This window comes from Dysgonomonas sp. ZJ279, assembly GCF_011039205.1.
Classification (GTDB): Bacteria; Bacteroidota; Bacteroidia; order Bacteroidales; family Dysgonomonadaceae; genus Dysgonomonas.
On the sequence record NZ_JAAKEL010000023.1, the window covers coordinates 1 to 16,530 of the forward strand.

Genomic DNA, 16,530 nt, shown 5'->3' on the forward strand with positions numbered 1-16,530 from the left:
TAAGGTGGTTATAACATTGGGGCTCCACCTCTTCCCATTCCGAACAGAGAAGTTAAGCCCAATCGTGCCGATGGTACTGCAATTATGTGGGAGAGTAGGTTACCGCCGTCTTTAAGCAAGAGCGCCTCTAGTAGAAATACTACAGGCGCTTATTTTGGTAGATACTACATATACTACATATACTACTCACGAAACACGAAAACATAAAACGAATACATAACAAAAGAACCTAAACACAAAATGCAAAACTAGAAATACAAAAAAATAGTTAAATGAATTGGTCGCTAATTCTCTGTTTTTTTATTCTATTTTGTAAATAATATTTAGTTTGTGTTTAATATTATTTATATTTGTATTGTTTTTATTGAATAATTTATTTTCTTTGTGAAAAGATTAAACCAATTATAGTATGCTACCTTGCTATTGTCCAAGTTGCAAAGCGCAACTAAAAGTCAAAAGTCTTAAATGTGAAAATTGTGAGACTGAAGTGATAGGGAATTACGAATTACCCATATTAGCTTTATTGTCTACTGAAGAACAAGATTTCATTCTGAAATTTGTGAAGCATAGCGGAAGCCTTAAAGAGATGGCAAACCAGTTAAAATTGAGTTATCCTACTGTTAGAAATCTATTAGATGAAATAATCGAAAAAATCAGATCTTATGAAAAATGAGAATAACTGGCACCTGTTGCTAAATCCATTTGTGCGCATTGCCGGATGGAAAGCTTTCTTATTGGGAAGCCTTATTGCAAGTATAACAATTATTATAGGATATTTTAGTAACGTTTGGTATCCGGGAGTATTGGATATTAAATTGGCTACGCACCTCAATTTAGGAAAGGCTTTTCTGGTGCAAATTGTAAGTCAGTTCTATGTTGTATTTTTTATGTATCCCGCAGCTTTAATATTTGCTAAGAATACCAGATTACAGGATATTTTGGGTACTACAATGTTAGCTCGTTTCCCTTTCTTAATAGCATCTTTACTCGGTTTTATGGTGAAACCCGAGAGTATAGAGAATTTGATGGATGTTTTGCAAATGGGTATGTTTAATGTTGCTGATAATATTGGTCTTATTGCTGCTAGTATAATAATGGTTCCAATAATTATCTGGTATGTAATATTATTGTATAATGCTTTTAAGGTGTCTTCCAACATAAAAGGAACCAAGGCGGTTGTGACTTTCACAGTATGTCTTATCTTAGCTGAGATAGTATCATTAATTGTTAATTGGGTTTTTATCAAATATGTATATGAAACGATATTTTAATTTTATATTTCTAATACTACTTTCTGTTCAATTATCGTTTGCACAGGAAACCGTCTTGTCTAGGCCACAAGAGCCAATAAAACCGTATCCTTATATTTCGGAAGATGTAGTTTTTAGTAATGAAAATGCTAATATATCTTTGTCTGGTACTTTGGCTTATCCTAAAGATGTTACTAATGTGCCTGTTGTCATTCTGATATCGGGTAGTGGTCCTCAGGATCGAAATGAAGAATTACTTGGACATAAACCTTTTCTTGTGTTATCAGATTATCTTACCAAAAACGGTATTGCTGTTCTACGCTATGATGAAAGAGGAGTTGGCGAATCTGAAGGTAACTTCGGTATAGCAACAACATTGGACTTTGCTTCAGATGTTCGATCAGCTATCGACTATCTGAAAACAAGAAAAGATATTAATTCATCTAAAATGGGATTAATAGGGCATAGTGAGGGGGGCTTAATCTCGTTTATGCTGGCAGCAGAAAATGATGATGTCGCTTTTCTTGTGTCTATGGCCGGGCCGGGTATGAGAGGAGATTCTTTATTGCAGATGCAACGTAAAGCTGTATTTAAAGCTAACGGAGCGAGTGATGCAGCGATAGAACAGAATGAAATCTTACTGATTAAATTGCAGGATATTGTAGTTAACTATTCAACAGAAGATATTGTAAAGAATATAGATTCTATAGCAAAAGATATTCTTCCGGCACCATTGTGTGATAATATAGATGCAAAAAAAGGATTGGTTGGTCAACTTATGATGCTGTCTGCACCTTGGTTCAGTTATTTTATGACTTATGACCCGACGGATGCTTTGAAAAAGATAACTTGCCCTGTATTTGCTATTAATGGTGAGAAAGATGTACAAGTGGATGCAATAGTTAATCTGCAAAGGATAAAATTGTTTGTTGAAAGTAATGGAAATAAAAATGTGACAACAAAGCTATATCCTGATCTTAATCATTTATTCCAACATTGTACTACCGGTTCTCCTGACGAATATAGCCAGATTGAAGAAACTATTTCTCCGGAGGTTCTAAAAGATATATCAGATTTTATTTTGACTCAGACCGAATAAATTATTCTGATTCAAGAAAGCTATTTTGTCTAATCCTTTATTGAAAAATGAACAAGGTCTAAATCTTTTTTATTACTTTCGATATTAATCACCTTCTCAAATCGGAGGTGAATTTTTATGTGCTAATTATTAAGCCTTAACCCTTACTTACGAATATATATGAATAAAATTATTCCCGTATTATTACTAATAATCCTTTTTAGTTGCAAAACATCAAAGCAAAACATTATTTCCGAAGCAACGCCAAATACAAATATAGAGAAATTGGATATCGAGGAATGCATGGATCAGGCAAGCCTCTATCTCAAGACTAAAGAATATGACAAGGTTATCGCTAATTGCTTCGTGGTACTTAAACAAGATTCGACATACTGGAGACCACACATTCTGGCGGGAATAGCCTATCGGAATATGAATAAATTTCCAAAAACCATTTATCATTTCCAAAAAGTATTGGAATTACATCCTGACAATGCAGCGCCTTATAACAATTTGGCAACTATATATAACGAGTTGGGATACATTGATATTAGCCTCGACTTGTACAGTAAAGCACTGGAGATTGAACCCGTCTATGCTAACGCTTATAACAATAGGGGAAATCTATATATCGACTTGCAGGAATACGAGAAGGCAATGGCCGATTTAGAAGAAGCCATGCTGATAAATCCAAGTGGCGGTGATTCTTATTACAATATGGGAATAGTCTTCATGAAACAAGAAAGATACGAACTAGCAGAAGAATATCTATATGAAGCAGTAGAAATAGATCCTAATTTTACAGAGTCACTGTTGGTATTAGGAGATGTATTCGAAAAGCAAAACAAAGAAAAAGAAGCAAAGGAGTTATACGAGAAACTAATTCCTCACCTTACCCAAAATATTGAAGATAATCACTACGACTATAGTTCTTTGTTATATAGAGCAGAAACATATACCAAACAAGGTAAAGATGAATTGGCTCAACCCGACTATCAGAAAGCAAATGAGATGTATAACGAAATTGTCGAACAGAATCCAGATAGCTGGACTATGCTCAATAAGAGGGGGTGCACATTCATAGGGCTTAAACAATACGACAAAGCTCGTGCCGATTTTAATAGATCATTATTGCTTTTCCCAAAATCGGACGAAGCGAAACGCAAGTTAACTGAAATAGAAGGTAAATAATGAAAAAGAACTCTTAATATTTTATAACAACTAAAAACAAAGATTGTATCGACAAAGAGCATATCTTTGCACCACGATGAATAAACTGATGCATCATATTGTAATAATTATTGCGGCAATTGCTGTCTTCTTTACAGGGACAGGAGTTACTGTGATGAGTTATTGCTGTACGGGATGTATCACAGAAGTTTTTGCAGACAAACAACAATCCTGTTGTCTGTCGGAAGAGGCAATGCCAATAGAAGAATCGGACTGCTGCACTATGCACGGCGATATGGCTCACAACGAAATTTGTGCCAATACAATATCTTCTGTCGACGAGCATTGTACATCGTCCCGTCTGTCTATCGATTTAGATTCATCTATGTTCAGACCCCATGTGGCAAGTCCGTTTGTGTGGCTGAGCGATGTGCCTGTGTTTTCGGTAAACCTTTTACCTAAAGACATTGAGCGTGTAGATGTTGTTCAACATGTTGATGATCCACCCACTATTCCGCCACGCTCTTATCTGTCTCTGATAAGGGTGTTAGTCATTTGATTCGATAGTGCTTTATATCAGCTACTCAGAGATAATATCTTTGTGTGGCTACTAATTGTATTGTACTATTTTACTAAATTTGAATCAAATGAAATCATTTAAAATAATTATATTATTATTGTTTATACCTCTTATTGCCTTTAGCAAGGAAATGCTTAAAGGGCATGTTTACGATGCTGATAAACAACCGCTGATTGGAGCAAGTGTCCGCTGGGAGAATGCTAAAACAGGTGTTGTTACAGATGCAGAAGGAGCTTTTCAGATAGAAGGAACGCCTCACAAAGACCATATGTTAGCTGTATCTTATGTTGGCTTTACGGATAAGGTTGTGCATATAAACAGTTTTAGCGATGAGTTAATTATCATTCTCGACGAAAACATAGAACTGGGCGAAGTTGTGATTGAAAAAACACCTCCCGGTAGAATCACTTCCCGGTTGAATGTATTACAGAGTGAAACGATAACTAAGAAAGAGATAGGTCGTGCAGCATGTTGTAATCTTGCTGAAAGTTTCGAGACCAATCCATCGGTCGATGTTTCTTTTAGTGATGCCGTAACAGGTGCAAAACAAATCCAGTTGTTAGGATTATCAGGAACATACGTTCAGATGCTTACCGAAAATTATCCCAATTTCAGAGGGTCAGCCTCTATTTATGGAATGGACTATATACCCGGTCCATGGATGGAAAGTATACAAATATCGAAGGGCGCAGCATCCGTGAAGAATGGCTATGAATCGCTGACCGGACAAATGAATGTAGAGTACAAGAAACCTCAGACAGCCGATCCGTTAAGTTTAAATCTTTTTGCAAGTAATGTAGGTCGTTACGAAGGTAATGCCGATGCAGCTTTTGTGTTGAATGACAAATTATCTACGGGGTTATTTCTTCATTATTCTAACGAAACAGGCGAGCATGATGATAATAACGACGGTTTCTTAGATATGCCATTGAAACATCAGTTCAATGTGATGAACCGCTGGCAATATATATCGGGCAGATATGCATCTCAGGTAGGGGTACGTTTCTTGCAAGACTATCGTACCAGTGGACAGACAATGCACACGATGAAAGATAAGACAATGAAACCGTACGAAATATCGGTAAATGCTAATAGAGCCGAATTCTTTACAAAGAATGCTTATATGGTCGACGAAAATAGAAATGGCAACATAGCTTTGATATTAACAGGTTCGTACAACGACCAAAAATCGAAGTATGACATTAATCAATATAATGTATATGGAAATAACGTGTATGCGTCGTTGATGTACGAAACTCAGTTAGGTGTAGATCATCAGTTAAGTACAGGTTTGAGCATGAACTGGGATAAGTTCAACGAAAAAATAGCTTTGTCACAACCGATAACAGCCCAACCCAACGAAGAAACGACCACAGGAGCTTATGCTCAATATACCTTCAATAAGGATAATAAATTTGTAGTATTAGCCGGATTACGAGCCGATTACAGTTCATTGTATGATGTATTTGTTACACCACGCTTACATCTGAAATATATGCCGGTCGATTGGTTCAATGTTCGTGCTTCGGCAGGAAAAGGATATCGGACTGTATTTGTAATGCCCGAAAATAGTTATTATCTGGCAAGTAGCAGACGTATCGATATTGCACCCGATCTTAAGCAGGAATCTGCATGGAATTATGGTACAAGTGTTTCTTTCAATATTCCTATCAAAGGGAACGATTTAGTAATCTCGGGAGAGTGGTATCATACAAAGTTCAATAATCAGGTCGTGATAGATACCGACACAGACCAGCATGCAGTGAAATTCTATAATCTGGATGGTGGCAAATCGTATGCAAACAGTATGCAGATCGAAGCATCTTATCCATTCTTTAAAGGGTTTCATGCCTTGGCTGCCTATCGTTGGATTGATGTTAAAACCGAATACGGAGGTATATTGATGGATAAACCATTGACGAGCGATTATAAAGCTATGATAACCGCAAGTTACGAGACCCCTCTTAAGAAATGGCAATTCGATTTTACTACCCAGTTTAACGGTGGTGGACGTATGCCTACCCCCGATGCTGTAAACCCATTGTGGGATACTCGATTCGATTCATTTACAATCTTGAATGCTCAGGTAACAAAGAATTTCAGAGCATGGAGTATTTATGTAGGAGCTGAAAATATTACCGATTTTATTCAAAAAACTCCGATTATATCGGCTGATAATCCTTATGGTCAAGACTTCGATGCCACCATGGTATGGGGTCCGACACAAGGACGCCGATTCTATGCCGGAATCAGATATATTATCGGTAAATGATTTTATTATGATATATGAAAAGCCTTAAAGTTTATCTCTTAAGGCTTTTTTGTTTTATTGTTAAAGTTTAGAAGTTATATCCTATTCCTAATTTAACTCCTAGATTAAAGAAGTTCATCTTTTTATCGGGGCTTATGCTGTTCATCTGGAAATAAGGATTGATATTAAGTGTAATGTTATTCGAAAAAGTATGTTCAGCTCCTATACCAACGAGAAAACCAAGCTTCCCATCGTGATAAGACTCTTCATTATCCGATATCTTGAAATTAAGTACCCCTCCTCCGTTCACAAACAAGTAATTAAGAAAATGATATTTAACCAGTATAGGAATGGTAAGAAAATCAATATTATAAGATCTGCCGGACATATCTATTATCGGATTAAATGAAGGTGTAAAGCTTATTTTATTATGAACATATAAGATTCCGGTAGTGATTTCTAAATTCCGATATACTTCACGATTATATTCAATTCCAAAACTATAAAAGCTTTTAGTATCGTATCCTCCACCGCCATCAATATTATCTTTATAGCCGTATGATGCTGCTCCAAGTGGTGTTACTGTAAGACTTATTGTGTTTTTCTTTTCACTTTGAGCAAATAGGACAATAGTGAAAGCAGAAAACAGAATGATACAAAGTATCTTTTTCATAGTGTTTAAGGTGTTTAACTCGTTTGAATTTTTGCACACATAGCTTCAGGCTGTATTGCTAGTCCTGTTTGCTAATCCTTATACCGACCTTCTCTATACCGGTTAATGGCTCGTCGCGCATACCCTGTTCTATTTTGATGCGATAATTACGCTTTTCTTTGAAAACAGTGGCTTTGTCTAGCGATAAAGATGTTTGATACAATGAGCCGAAGCCCGAGCCTTTCCATTTACCGAATTCATCGGCAAGCAAGTATTCTTTCTCTATATGAGTAAATGTAGAATCGTTATCGATGTTAGATTGTACCAAGAACCAGATATTTTGATAAGGATAGTTTACATTGTTGGTAACCTCTATCGATATATTGTACGGAACGTTCACGTCGAAACTCGTAGAATCAATATCGAAAATCAATGTGTCCGTTTTAGACCACTCGGCATTCAACGGCTCTTTGTATTGATAATATATTTCACCCTGCTGACACGAGTAAAGTACAAGTGCCAGCAAAGTAAAACAGATTATATATAAAGTTTTAGGCATCAGTTTTCGGTGCATCCGGATTTTCATTTCTCGGCGGTCTGTTTCTGTTGTTATTTCGCCTGTTATTATTCCTGTTATTGTTTCGGTTTTCAGGTCTGTTGTTCCTTTCGGTTCTCTCTCCTTCAACTCTCTTCTCTGAATTATTTTCAGCCTTGTTTACTTCCGGTTTATTATTTTCAGATCGATTATTATTTGGTCTATTCGGTCTGTTCGGTCTGTTGTTTGGCTTATTAGCTTCAGTGTTGTTGCCTTCGGGTTTGTTTTCCGACTTGTTATTGTTTGGCTTGACGTCTCCACTCTTTTGAAGTTTTTTCTTCTTGTTGTTGGAGTTGTTGCCATTGCCGTTACCATTACCGTTCTTTTTCCCACTATTACTGTCGAATCGGGTAATACTACCTTGATCGAGTAAATCGTGCGATGCAGGTTTTTCTACCAATTCCTCTTCTTGCGTTTTCAGATGAGTTGGTCGGTCACCCTTCTTATTCATTCGCATAATATCCGACACTCTGTCCTTGGTCAGAGTTACGAGATTGGCAGCGAAATGTTTGTCGGTAGAGTAGGTCATCATACCCGACAATATATCTGTTTTGAAGTGGAAGAACGAACCGTCTTTTGTCTCTAGCGGAATTTCGCGTGGAGGAAGTAAACGTTGCGCTTCTACGTATGTATCCACTTCGAAGTTCAAGCAACATTTCAATTTACCGCACTGTCCTGCCAACTTTTGCGGATTCAGCGGTATGTCTTGCAAACGGGCTGCCGATGTAGATACAGAAACGAAGTTAGACATAGAGCTCGAACAGCACAATTCTCTGCCGCAAGGACCGATACCGCCTACACGACCTGCTTCCTGTCTTGCTCCGATTTGCTTCATTTCTATTTTTACACGAAACTCGGATGCGTATACTTTTATCAACTGACGAAAATCGACACGCTCGTCAGCTATATAGTAGAATATGGCTTTGTTACCATCGCCCTGATATTCTACATCGCTTATCTTCATGTTCAGAGCTAGTTCCTCAGCCATTTCGCGGGCACGCAACATTGTTTTGTGCTCCTTCTTTTTAGCCTCTTCGTACTTCTCTATATCGTTTGGTTTCGCTACGCGGTATATTCGTTTGGTTTCGCCACGATAGTTGTTTTTCATCATTTGCAGTTGTACAAGCTTACCGGTCAGGGTAACTTCTCCTATGTCGTGTCCGGGAGTTGCTTCTACCGCTACTACGTCACCTTTGTATATTTCTATATTATTGCTGTTCAGATAATATCCTTTGCGAGTGTTTTTGAACTGAACTTCTACCATCTGCGATTCTACCATCATATCGGGCATATCCTTCATCCAGTCGAATACTTCCAGTTTATTAGTGCCGGCACAGCACGATCCTGTTTTCTTTGTTTTGCTGCAACCACAACCTCCGCCGCTACTGCAACCACAGATTCCTCCTGCATTGTTGCCACAAGTGCACATCTTTGCACCGGCAGTAGCTACACCTATTACGCTTTGGGCTGTAACAATGCTCTTGCTTGCTGGTGCTGCCAGTAGGCTATCTGGCTGTTTGGCAGCCATGATCAAATGGTTATCCTCTTCATTATCTGCTTTGTCGCATGTGCAGCCGATAGGAGTCTTACACGTGCCTTTGCAGTCGTTGAAGCGGATTATTTTATTGGGATCTATATTGTTATCATTCATCATAATAAATTATTAAATTAGTAAAAACAAAGCCCCTTTTTACGACTTTGTGGGTTTATATTTAAGTATATAGGTTTTAAACCTATTGTTTCAATAGCATTGTTATCTTGAGGCAAAGATCAAAAAAAACCATCTTTGCGTTCACATTTTGTTCTATATGTCTTTCGGCAAGTGCCAACTCATCCATAAATCCGACGATATTCCGTTCATTAATAAACGGAGCAAAGCGTGTTCCGAAATTGGCTTCATCCTTTTCCAGATAAACCATATCGGGTTGTTTCAAATTACTCACAAAATATTCGCGAATCATATGCTGGGTATATACCAGATAATTCTTTTGGCTTTCGCGGCCTATACCACCCAGCTCGTTGCCAATAGATTTTATTTCTTTAATGTTGCGTGCATACGAAGCCCGCATCATTTTTACAAACAGGTTGAAGAAGAATTTATGTTCTTCGTTCAGGCTGATTGTATCCAACGCTTTCAGATAGCTGCCTTTTGATATATGAGCTATATTATCGGCATCGTCGGGTGTTATACTGTATTCCGATATCAGTGCCTTTGTGATTTCAGATTTATCTACACCATGAATATTGATACGCTGGCAGCGCGATTGTATGGTGGTAATAACTCTGTCGGGCGTATCCGATACCAATAAGAATATTGTCTGATCGGTAGGCTCTTCTATTATTTTCAATAGCTTGTTGGCACACGATTCATGCATCTTCTCGGGCATCCAGATGATCATAATCTTATACTTAGCCTCGTATATCCTGAGGCTCAGTTTACGGATAATCTCTTCACTCTCTTTGGCATATATCAAACCTTGCGAGTTTTCTGCCTCTATATTGGCCAGCCATTGAGTAAGATTGAAATAAATATTTTTGTGCAAAAACTCGCGCCAGTCGGCAATGTAGTCATCACACACCTCTTTCTTTTTTGCAGCCTTCTTTACAATCGGGAAAACAAAGTGCAAATCGGGGTGTGCCAGATGATTGTATTTCGAACATGAAGGGCATTTACCGCACGAATCGTCTTCACTTGGGTTCTCGCAGTTAAGATATTGGGCATAAGCTATCGCCAGAGGTAGTTTTCCAACTCCCTCCGGTCCGCAAAAAAGCTGTGCATGTGGAATAAATCCTTCTTTGATCGATTCCAGCAGGCGCTTCTTAATTTCGCTTTGTCCTATTATATCTTTAAATTGCATCTTTCAATTTTTAGCCCCTCCAACCTCCCCCAAGGGGAGGCTTTGCGAAGCCATTGTAATTTAGTTTACTATATTCTGTTCATTTCCATTTAATAGACTCACTCTTTCCATCTTAATTAATGCAAATTGCCTCTCTGAAGCCTCCCCTTGGGGGAGGTTGGAGGGGCTCAAAACACCTCTTTTGCTATTCTTCTAACGCTTTCAGTTGCCATCAGCGAATAAAAGTGCAGGCTAGGTGCGCCACGGGCAATAAGTTCTTTGCATTGTTTTATTCCCCATTCTACGCCGATTTCTTTAGCCGCATCGTCGTCTTTACATTTGCGAAGTTCGTTAGCCAATTCTTCGGGCATGCTCGATCTGAATATCTTAGGCAATACGGTCAATTGGTTTGCAAGATTGATAGGCTTCACTCCCGGTATAATTGGTTGGGTGATTCCTTCTTTGCGACATTTGTCTACAAAAGAAAAGTATTTTTCATTGTCGAAAAACATTTGAGTCACAAAGTATTCAGCACCATTCAGCGCTTTTTGTTTCATATAATAAATGTCCGACTCCATATTCGGAGCTTCCTCGTGTATTTCAGGGTAACAAGCCATACCGTATGCAAAAGGGGTAGAAGGCTTAGGAAATGCAGTCCCATCCATTGCAATGCCTTGGTTGAAATTATTCACCTGATTTTGAAGATCGGTAGCAAATTCGTTACGATTACCGTATACTTGGTCTGCCTCCAATTTTTTTGCATCACCACGAAGTAGGAGCAAATTATGTACACCTAGGAAATCAAGGTCTATTAGTGCATATTCAGATTCTTCTTGCGAGAAACCTTTACAGATCATATGAGGGATGGCAGTAATACCATACTTGTTTTGTAGAGCAGCTGCAATTGCCACCGATCCCGGACGTTTACGGATATTCATTTTCTTGATAGTTCCGTCCGGCATATCTTTATAGATATACTCGCTATGATGGGTTGTGATGTTGATGTACTGAGGATCAAACTCAACCAATTTATCTACTATATTATATATCTTCTCAATGCTATTTCCTTTCAATGGAGGAAGAGTTTCAAAAGAGAAAGCTGTTTTTTTGCTGTTATTTATTAATTCTGTTACAGTCATATTGTATTTCTATAATCTTTTCAACTTAGATATTATCCGAATATCGCTTTTACTATATCATTTCCGTTGGCTACAACCAACAATCCCAAGAGGAGAACCATACCTACGGTCTGGGCATACTCCTGAAACTTCTCGTTTGGTTTCCGGCGTGTTATAACTTCATACAGAAGGAACATAATGTGTCCGCCATCGAGCATCGGTATTGGTAGTATATTCATAAATGCAAGTACGATAGAAAGGAAAGCAGTCATTGTCCAGAATGTTTGCCAATCCCATTCGGCAGGAAACATTTTTCCGATTCCGCCAAATCCGCTTACACTTTTCGCTCCTTCTTTCGTAAAGATGAAACGTGATTGTGTAACGTATGCTTTAAGTGTTCCTACGCCCAGTTCTACTCCTGCCGGAAAAGACGTAAAGAAACTGTAATTGTCTGTTTGAATATTTTCTTTAGTGAAAGGAGAGAATGCTCTGGCGTTGATGCCAATAATGGCTGCTGTATCTACCATAGCAGTAACAGTTTGTATTTCTCCATCGCGAGAGAACGAAATAGAGACAGGGCGTTTTTCATCACCTTTAAGTTCACTTCCCATTTTGCCGACCATGCTTTGAAGCTTGTTGAACGATGTGATGTTAGTACCATCTAACGATGTTATACTGTCACCCGGCTTAAGACCGATTCTCGAAGCCTCAGAATTGCTCAATACACTGTCGATAACAGGTGATTTCCAGAAATCGTATGGTTGTTGACGAGATGCAATTACATTGTCGGCAAATCCTACAGGGGGATGGATTGTAACTAATTTACCGTCACGTTCAACTACTACAGCATCAGCATCGATAAATTTCATCAGCATGTTCATATCCAATATGCCACCACGCATTTGGAATTCTTCGCCATCGGCGCTCACCATTATATCTTTATCTTGAAAACCTCCGGCTTTAACAGATTCCGAGAAAGCCATTCCTTGTTTTGCGTTCTTCAATGGCAGATAAGTATCGCCCCATGCAAATAGCATCATCGAAAAGATAAACATTGCAAGTATAAAGTTGAACAATACGCCGCCAACCATTACCAGCAAACGTTGCCATGCCGGTTTGGTGCGAAACTCCCATGGTTGTGGTGGTTGCGCCAGTTGCTCTTTGTCCATCGATTCGTCCATCATCCCTGCTATCTTTACGTAGCCGCCCAGTGGCAACCAGCCAATACCGTATTCGGTATCGCTATTTTTAGGTTTGAACTTGAAAGGAGTAAACCATGGGTTGAAGAACAGGTAAAATTTCTCAACCTTTATTTTAAATATACGGGCAAACATAAAATGTCCCAATTCATGTATAATTACCAGTATCGATAAACTTAATATAAGTTGTAAGGCTTTGATTAAAAATGTTTCCATTAAATATTGTTATGTTATTATTTTTTCTGATTATTATTTGATGTATTCGTATGCTATGCGCCTTGCTTCGGTGTCTGTCGCTACATAATCTTCGTACGACGGTGTTTTCACAAAACTTGTTTTCAGCATTGTTTTTTCTATTATATCGCTCATTTCGAGGAATCCTATTTCATCTTTCAAAAACGAAGCTACTACTATTTCGTTTGCAGCATTAAGCGTGCAGGGCATATTGCCTTTGGTGCGTGCCGCTTCGAATGCAAAAGCCAGATTGCGGAAACGATCCATGTCGGGCTTCTCGAATGTCATTGTGCCAAGTTTGAATATGTCGAGACGTTCGAAGTTCGATTTCAAACGGTGAGGGTATCCGAATGCATATTGTATCGGTAAACGCATATCGGGCAATCCCAGTTGTGCGATAATGGATGCATCTTCGAATTGCACCATCGAATGAATGATCGATTGCGGATGTACTACCACTTCCACCTGATCGGGTTCGACATTGAACAACCACTTAGCTTCTATCATCTCGAAACCTTTGTTCATCAGTGATGCCGAGTCGATAGTGATTTTAGCACCCATGTCCCAGTTCGGATGTTTTAGCGCTTCTTTCTTTGTCACTTTGGCTAACTGATCGGTGGTATGATGACGGAAAGGGCCTCCCGATGCCGTAAGAAGTATTTTTTCGATTGGCGAATTCTCGCCGCTTAAGCATTGGAATATAGCAGAATGTTCAGAATCGACAGGCAGGATAGGAACTCTCTTTTCGGTAGCTAATGCCATAATGAGTTCTCCGGCAACAACAAGTGTTTCTTTGTTGGCCAGAGCGATAGCCTTGCCTGCACGTATTGCGCTGATAGTAGGTCTCAATCCTGAGTATCCGACCATCGCCGTAAGCACCATGTCTATCGGTTCGCTTTCTACAACCTGCGCTATGGAGTCTGCGCCAGCCCATACTTTGATGGGTAGGTCTATAAGTGCTTCTTTTAGTTCTTTGTATTTGTCCTCGTTGGCTATAACAACTACTTCGGGAACAAATTCGCGAGCTTGTTTTATCAGCAGGTCAACACTGTTGTTGGCTGTGAGTGCATATATTTCGAAATGGTCGGGGTGTTCTCGTACAACATCAAGTGCTTGTGTGCCGATAGAACCCGTAGAACCAAGTATTGCAATGTTTCGTTTCATATGTTTTTCAAAATGATATATAATCTTCAGGGTTAACAGCTGTGCCTTTGTACCATAGTTCGAATTGAAGAAACGAATCGGTCTTGATATTTTCTTTATCTGCTTCTATGACTGCTATTGCTTCCCCTGTTCTAACCTTGTCTCCTACTTTCTTGAGGAGCATTGTGTTGTGCTTATATATCGAGATAAATCCGTTTTTGTGTTGAATCTGAATCATGTAACCTTCCTTGAAATCGTATCCGGCAAATATAACCGTGCCTTCCAGTGCTGCCGAAACGCTTTCTTTGGTGGTCGTATTTATATTTACTCCGAATATTTGTTTGCTTGGGTTAAATTTCTGTATGATAATACCCTTCACCGGTTTGAAGAACACAATACCGTCCATCGGATTGTCCATGCCTTGGGGCAGTACAGAGAGATTGTATTTTTCTTCTTCGGCATATCGATTCGTATAGTCTATCTCCGATTGAGTTTTCTTTAGTAAAGGATCATTCTCCGAAATGGAAATGGTATCTAATATTTTTACAGAATCGAATTGACGTGTACCTGCAAATATTCCTTTCAGATTTTGCATGTAAGCTTCCTGATACATCATTTGCTGCTCGAGCGAGTCGATCTTGATTGCCGATTTGATAGCTTGCTCTCTCACTTCCGAATCCAGATATCCCGGCAGATAGTAGCGGATAGGGGTTGTGATGATAATGACAGAGGTAACGGTGACGAGCATGAACGCAAAAAGTAGGAACAAAACAGCCCCCGAAAATATAGATGCTCTTAGTTTCCATATTTCCTCTAATGTATTCTCATTAATAGCTGAAAGGCGATATTTGAAGTGTAACCGCTTCCAGAGATTATGCTTGTTTTTTTTCTTTGTACTCATTTAAACCTTTTAGTCTTTGCTTAGTCATAGGAACTATGCCCTGTTGTTTTCGGTTGATTATGCTATGTATAGTAAGACTAATGTACAAAAATAAGAAAAAGTAGGATATTTCGGGCTATATGGTAGCGAAGATTCACCCTAAATGTTCTTTTTTAAAATATTTAAGGTAAAAGGGGGAAGATGTGATTTTTTTTAGCTATTTTTGCAGCCTGCTTTTTTGTGAGACATGTTGTCTGACAGAAAATTGCAGTTATAATAATTTATGTTTGTTATAATTTGATTATGAGTTTATTAAGTGATAAGCTGTATAGATACGATGCGGCGAGAAATGCTCGGGCAGCAGGTATCTATCCCTATTTCAGAGAGATCCAAAGCGACCAGGATACAGAGGTCGTTATTAATGGTAAAACAGTGTTAATGTTTGGATCTAACGCCTACCTTGGCTTAACCAATCACCCTAAAGTAAAAGAAGCATCGATAGAGGCTGTTAAAAAATATGGAACAGGTATGGCCGGTTCTCGTTTTTTGAACGGAACTCTTGATATTCATGTTGAATTGGAGAAGAAATTAGCTGAGTTTGTTGGTAAAGAAGATGCCATCGTATACTCGACCGGTTTTAATGTCAATCAAGGTGTGTTATCATGCATTACAGGACGCGAAGATTATATATTGTGGGACGAGTTGGATCATGCTTCTATAATAGAAGGATGCCGTGTGTCTTATTCTACAAAACTGAAATTCCGCCATAACGATATGGAATCGTTGGAAAAACAACTTCAAAAATGTGAGCCTGACAAGGTGAAGCTGATTGCTGTTGACGGAGTATTCAGTATGGAAGGTGATGTTGTAAATCTACCCGAAATAATAAAACTTGCTAAAAAATATAACGCTAGCGTAATGGTCGACGAAGCTCACAGTTTGGGAGTTTTAGGATCTAACTATAGCGGAAAAGGAGTTGTAGAACAATGCGGGGTTACAGATGATGTAGAGCTGATAATGGGTACATTCAGTAAATCATTGGCATCTATCGGTGGGTTCATTGCCGGTGATGAGATTGCTCTTGATTACCTTCGTCACAACTCGCGTGCATATATCTTTACAGCCAGTGCAACACCTGCGGCAACTGCTGCGGCTAGTATGGCACTCGATATATTGAAGGCTGAACCGGAAAGAGTAAAAGCACTGTGGGATATTACTCACTATGCGCTTGACGGATTCCGTGCTATGGGTTGCGAGATAGGGCATACTTCTACACCAATTATTCCTTTGTTTATCAGAGATAATGAGAAAACATTCATGATTACGAAGATGTTGTTCGAAGAAGGTATCTTTGTTAATCCGGTAGTTTCTCCGGCGGTGGCTCCGAACGATACATTGATTCGTTTCTCATTGATGGCTACACATACCAAAGAACAGGTTGATATAGCATTCGATAAAATAGGAAAGATATTTAAACAATTAGGCGTACTTGCTTAAAATAATACCTTTTGTTTTATAAAATAAGTTTAGCCCTCTGTCTGTA

Annotated in this window: 15 protein-coding genes and 1 rRNA gene; 8 read left to right on the forward strand and 8 right to left on the reverse strand. The window is 38.7% G+C overall.

Features of this window, described 5'->3' with window-relative positions:
* The 7 genes from rrf (at position 1) to G7Y57_RS15595 (ending at position 6,350) form a co-directional block, all read left to right on the forward strand.
* Positions 1 to 111 (forward strand): 5S ribosomal RNA (gene rrf / locus G7Y57_RS15565).
* Positions 112 to 409: 298 nt separating this feature from the next.
* Entirely contained in the window at positions 410 to 673 is a 264-nt protein-coding gene (locus tag G7Y57_RS15570) for a DUF2089 family protein (RefSeq protein ID WP_165026185.1), read from the forward strand.
* On the forward strand, positions 663 to 1,271 hold the full coding sequence (locus G7Y57_RS15575) for a hypothetical protein (protein WP_165026187.1): 609 nt from the start codon (positions 663 to 665) through the stop codon (positions 1,269 to 1,271). Before G7Y57_RS15570 ends, G7Y57_RS15575 begins: the two co-directional genes overlap by 11 nt.
* Complete coding sequence (locus G7Y57_RS15580; protein WP_165026190.1) at positions 1,255 to 2,349, forward strand: alpha/beta hydrolase family protein; 1,095 nt, start codon at positions 1,255 to 1,257, stop codon at positions 2,347 to 2,349. The genes G7Y57_RS15575 and G7Y57_RS15580 overlap by 17 nt, the downstream gene beginning before the upstream one ends.
* Positions 2,350 to 2,508: 159 nt before the next feature.
* The gene (locus tag G7Y57_RS15585; protein ID WP_165026192.1) at positions 2,509 to 3,519 is read left to right on the forward strand and encodes a tetratricopeptide repeat protein; all 1,011 of its coding nucleotides are present in this window, start codon (positions 2,509 to 2,511) and stop codon (positions 3,517 to 3,519) included.
* 88 nt (positions 3,520 to 3,607) lie between these two features.
* A complete protein-coding gene (locus G7Y57_RS15590) occupies positions 3,608 to 4,057 on the forward strand; it encodes a hypothetical protein (protein WP_221412141.1) in 450 nt (149 codons plus the stop codon).
* Positions 4,058 to 4,145: 88 nt separating this feature from the next.
* Entirely contained in the window at positions 4,146 to 6,350 is a 2,205-nt protein-coding gene (locus tag G7Y57_RS15595; protein ID WP_165026198.1) for a TonB-dependent receptor, read from the forward strand.
* Positions 6,351 to 6,417: 67 nt separating this feature from the next.
* Here the strand turns inward: G7Y57_RS15595 and G7Y57_RS15600 are convergent, their stop codons facing one another.
* The 8 genes from G7Y57_RS15600 to G7Y57_RS15635 form a co-directional block, all read right to left on the reverse strand.
* Positions 6,418 to 7,002, reverse strand: coding sequence for an outer membrane beta-barrel protein (locus G7Y57_RS15600; RefSeq protein ID WP_165026200.1), 585 nt, complete (start codon positions 7,000 to 7,002; stop codon positions 6,418 to 6,420).
* 58 nt (positions 7,003 to 7,060) lie between these two features.
* On the reverse strand, positions 7,061 to 7,540 hold the full coding sequence (locus G7Y57_RS15605; RefSeq protein WP_255491480.1) for a gliding motility lipoprotein GldH: 480 nt from the start codon (positions 7,538 to 7,540) through the stop codon (positions 7,061 to 7,063).
* Entirely contained in the window at positions 7,533 to 9,005 is a 1,473-nt protein-coding gene (locus G7Y57_RS15610; protein ID WP_410492655.1) for a stage 0 sporulation family protein, read from the reverse strand. Before G7Y57_RS15610 ends, G7Y57_RS15605 begins: the two co-directional genes overlap by 8 nt.
* A gap of 304 nt (positions 9,006 to 9,309) precedes the next feature.
* Positions 9,310 to 10,434, reverse strand: coding sequence for a DNA polymerase III subunit delta' (holB, locus tag G7Y57_RS15615; protein ID WP_165026205.1), 1,125 nt, complete (start codon positions 10,432 to 10,434; stop codon positions 9,310 to 9,312).
* A gap of 167 nt (positions 10,435 to 10,601) precedes the next feature.
* On the reverse strand, positions 10,602 to 11,552 hold the full coding sequence (locus G7Y57_RS15620) for a methylenetetrahydrofolate reductase (RefSeq protein ID WP_165026208.1): 951 nt from the start codon (positions 11,550 to 11,552) through the stop codon (positions 10,602 to 10,604).
* Between the two features lie 32 nt (positions 11,553 to 11,584).
* Entirely contained in the window at positions 11,585 to 12,946 is a 1,362-nt protein-coding gene (gene rseP / locus G7Y57_RS15625; RefSeq protein WP_165026211.1) for an RIP metalloprotease RseP, read from the reverse strand.
* 33 nt (positions 12,947 to 12,979) lie between these two features.
* Positions 12,980 to 14,128 carry a 1-deoxy-D-xylulose-5-phosphate reductoisomerase gene (locus G7Y57_RS15630; RefSeq protein ID WP_165026214.1) on the reverse strand — a complete coding sequence of 383 codons (1,149 nt, stop codon included), beginning with the start codon at positions 14,126 to 14,128 and terminating at the stop codon, positions 12,980 to 12,982.
* A gap of 7 nt (positions 14,129 to 14,135) precedes the next feature.
* Positions 14,136 to 15,008, reverse strand: coding sequence for a murein hydrolase activator EnvC family protein (locus G7Y57_RS15635; RefSeq protein ID WP_165026217.1), 873 nt, complete (start codon positions 15,006 to 15,008; stop codon positions 14,136 to 14,138).
* Between the two features lie 282 nt (positions 15,009 to 15,290).
* Here G7Y57_RS15635 and spt point away from each other — a divergent pair, with 282 nt between their 5' ends.
* Positions 15,291 to 16,484, forward strand: a complete 1,194-nt coding sequence (gene spt / locus G7Y57_RS15640; protein ID WP_165026220.1) for a serine palmitoyltransferase — start codon at positions 15,291 to 15,293, stop codon at positions 16,482 to 16,484.
* Positions 16,485 to 16,530 lie beyond the last annotated feature (46 nt).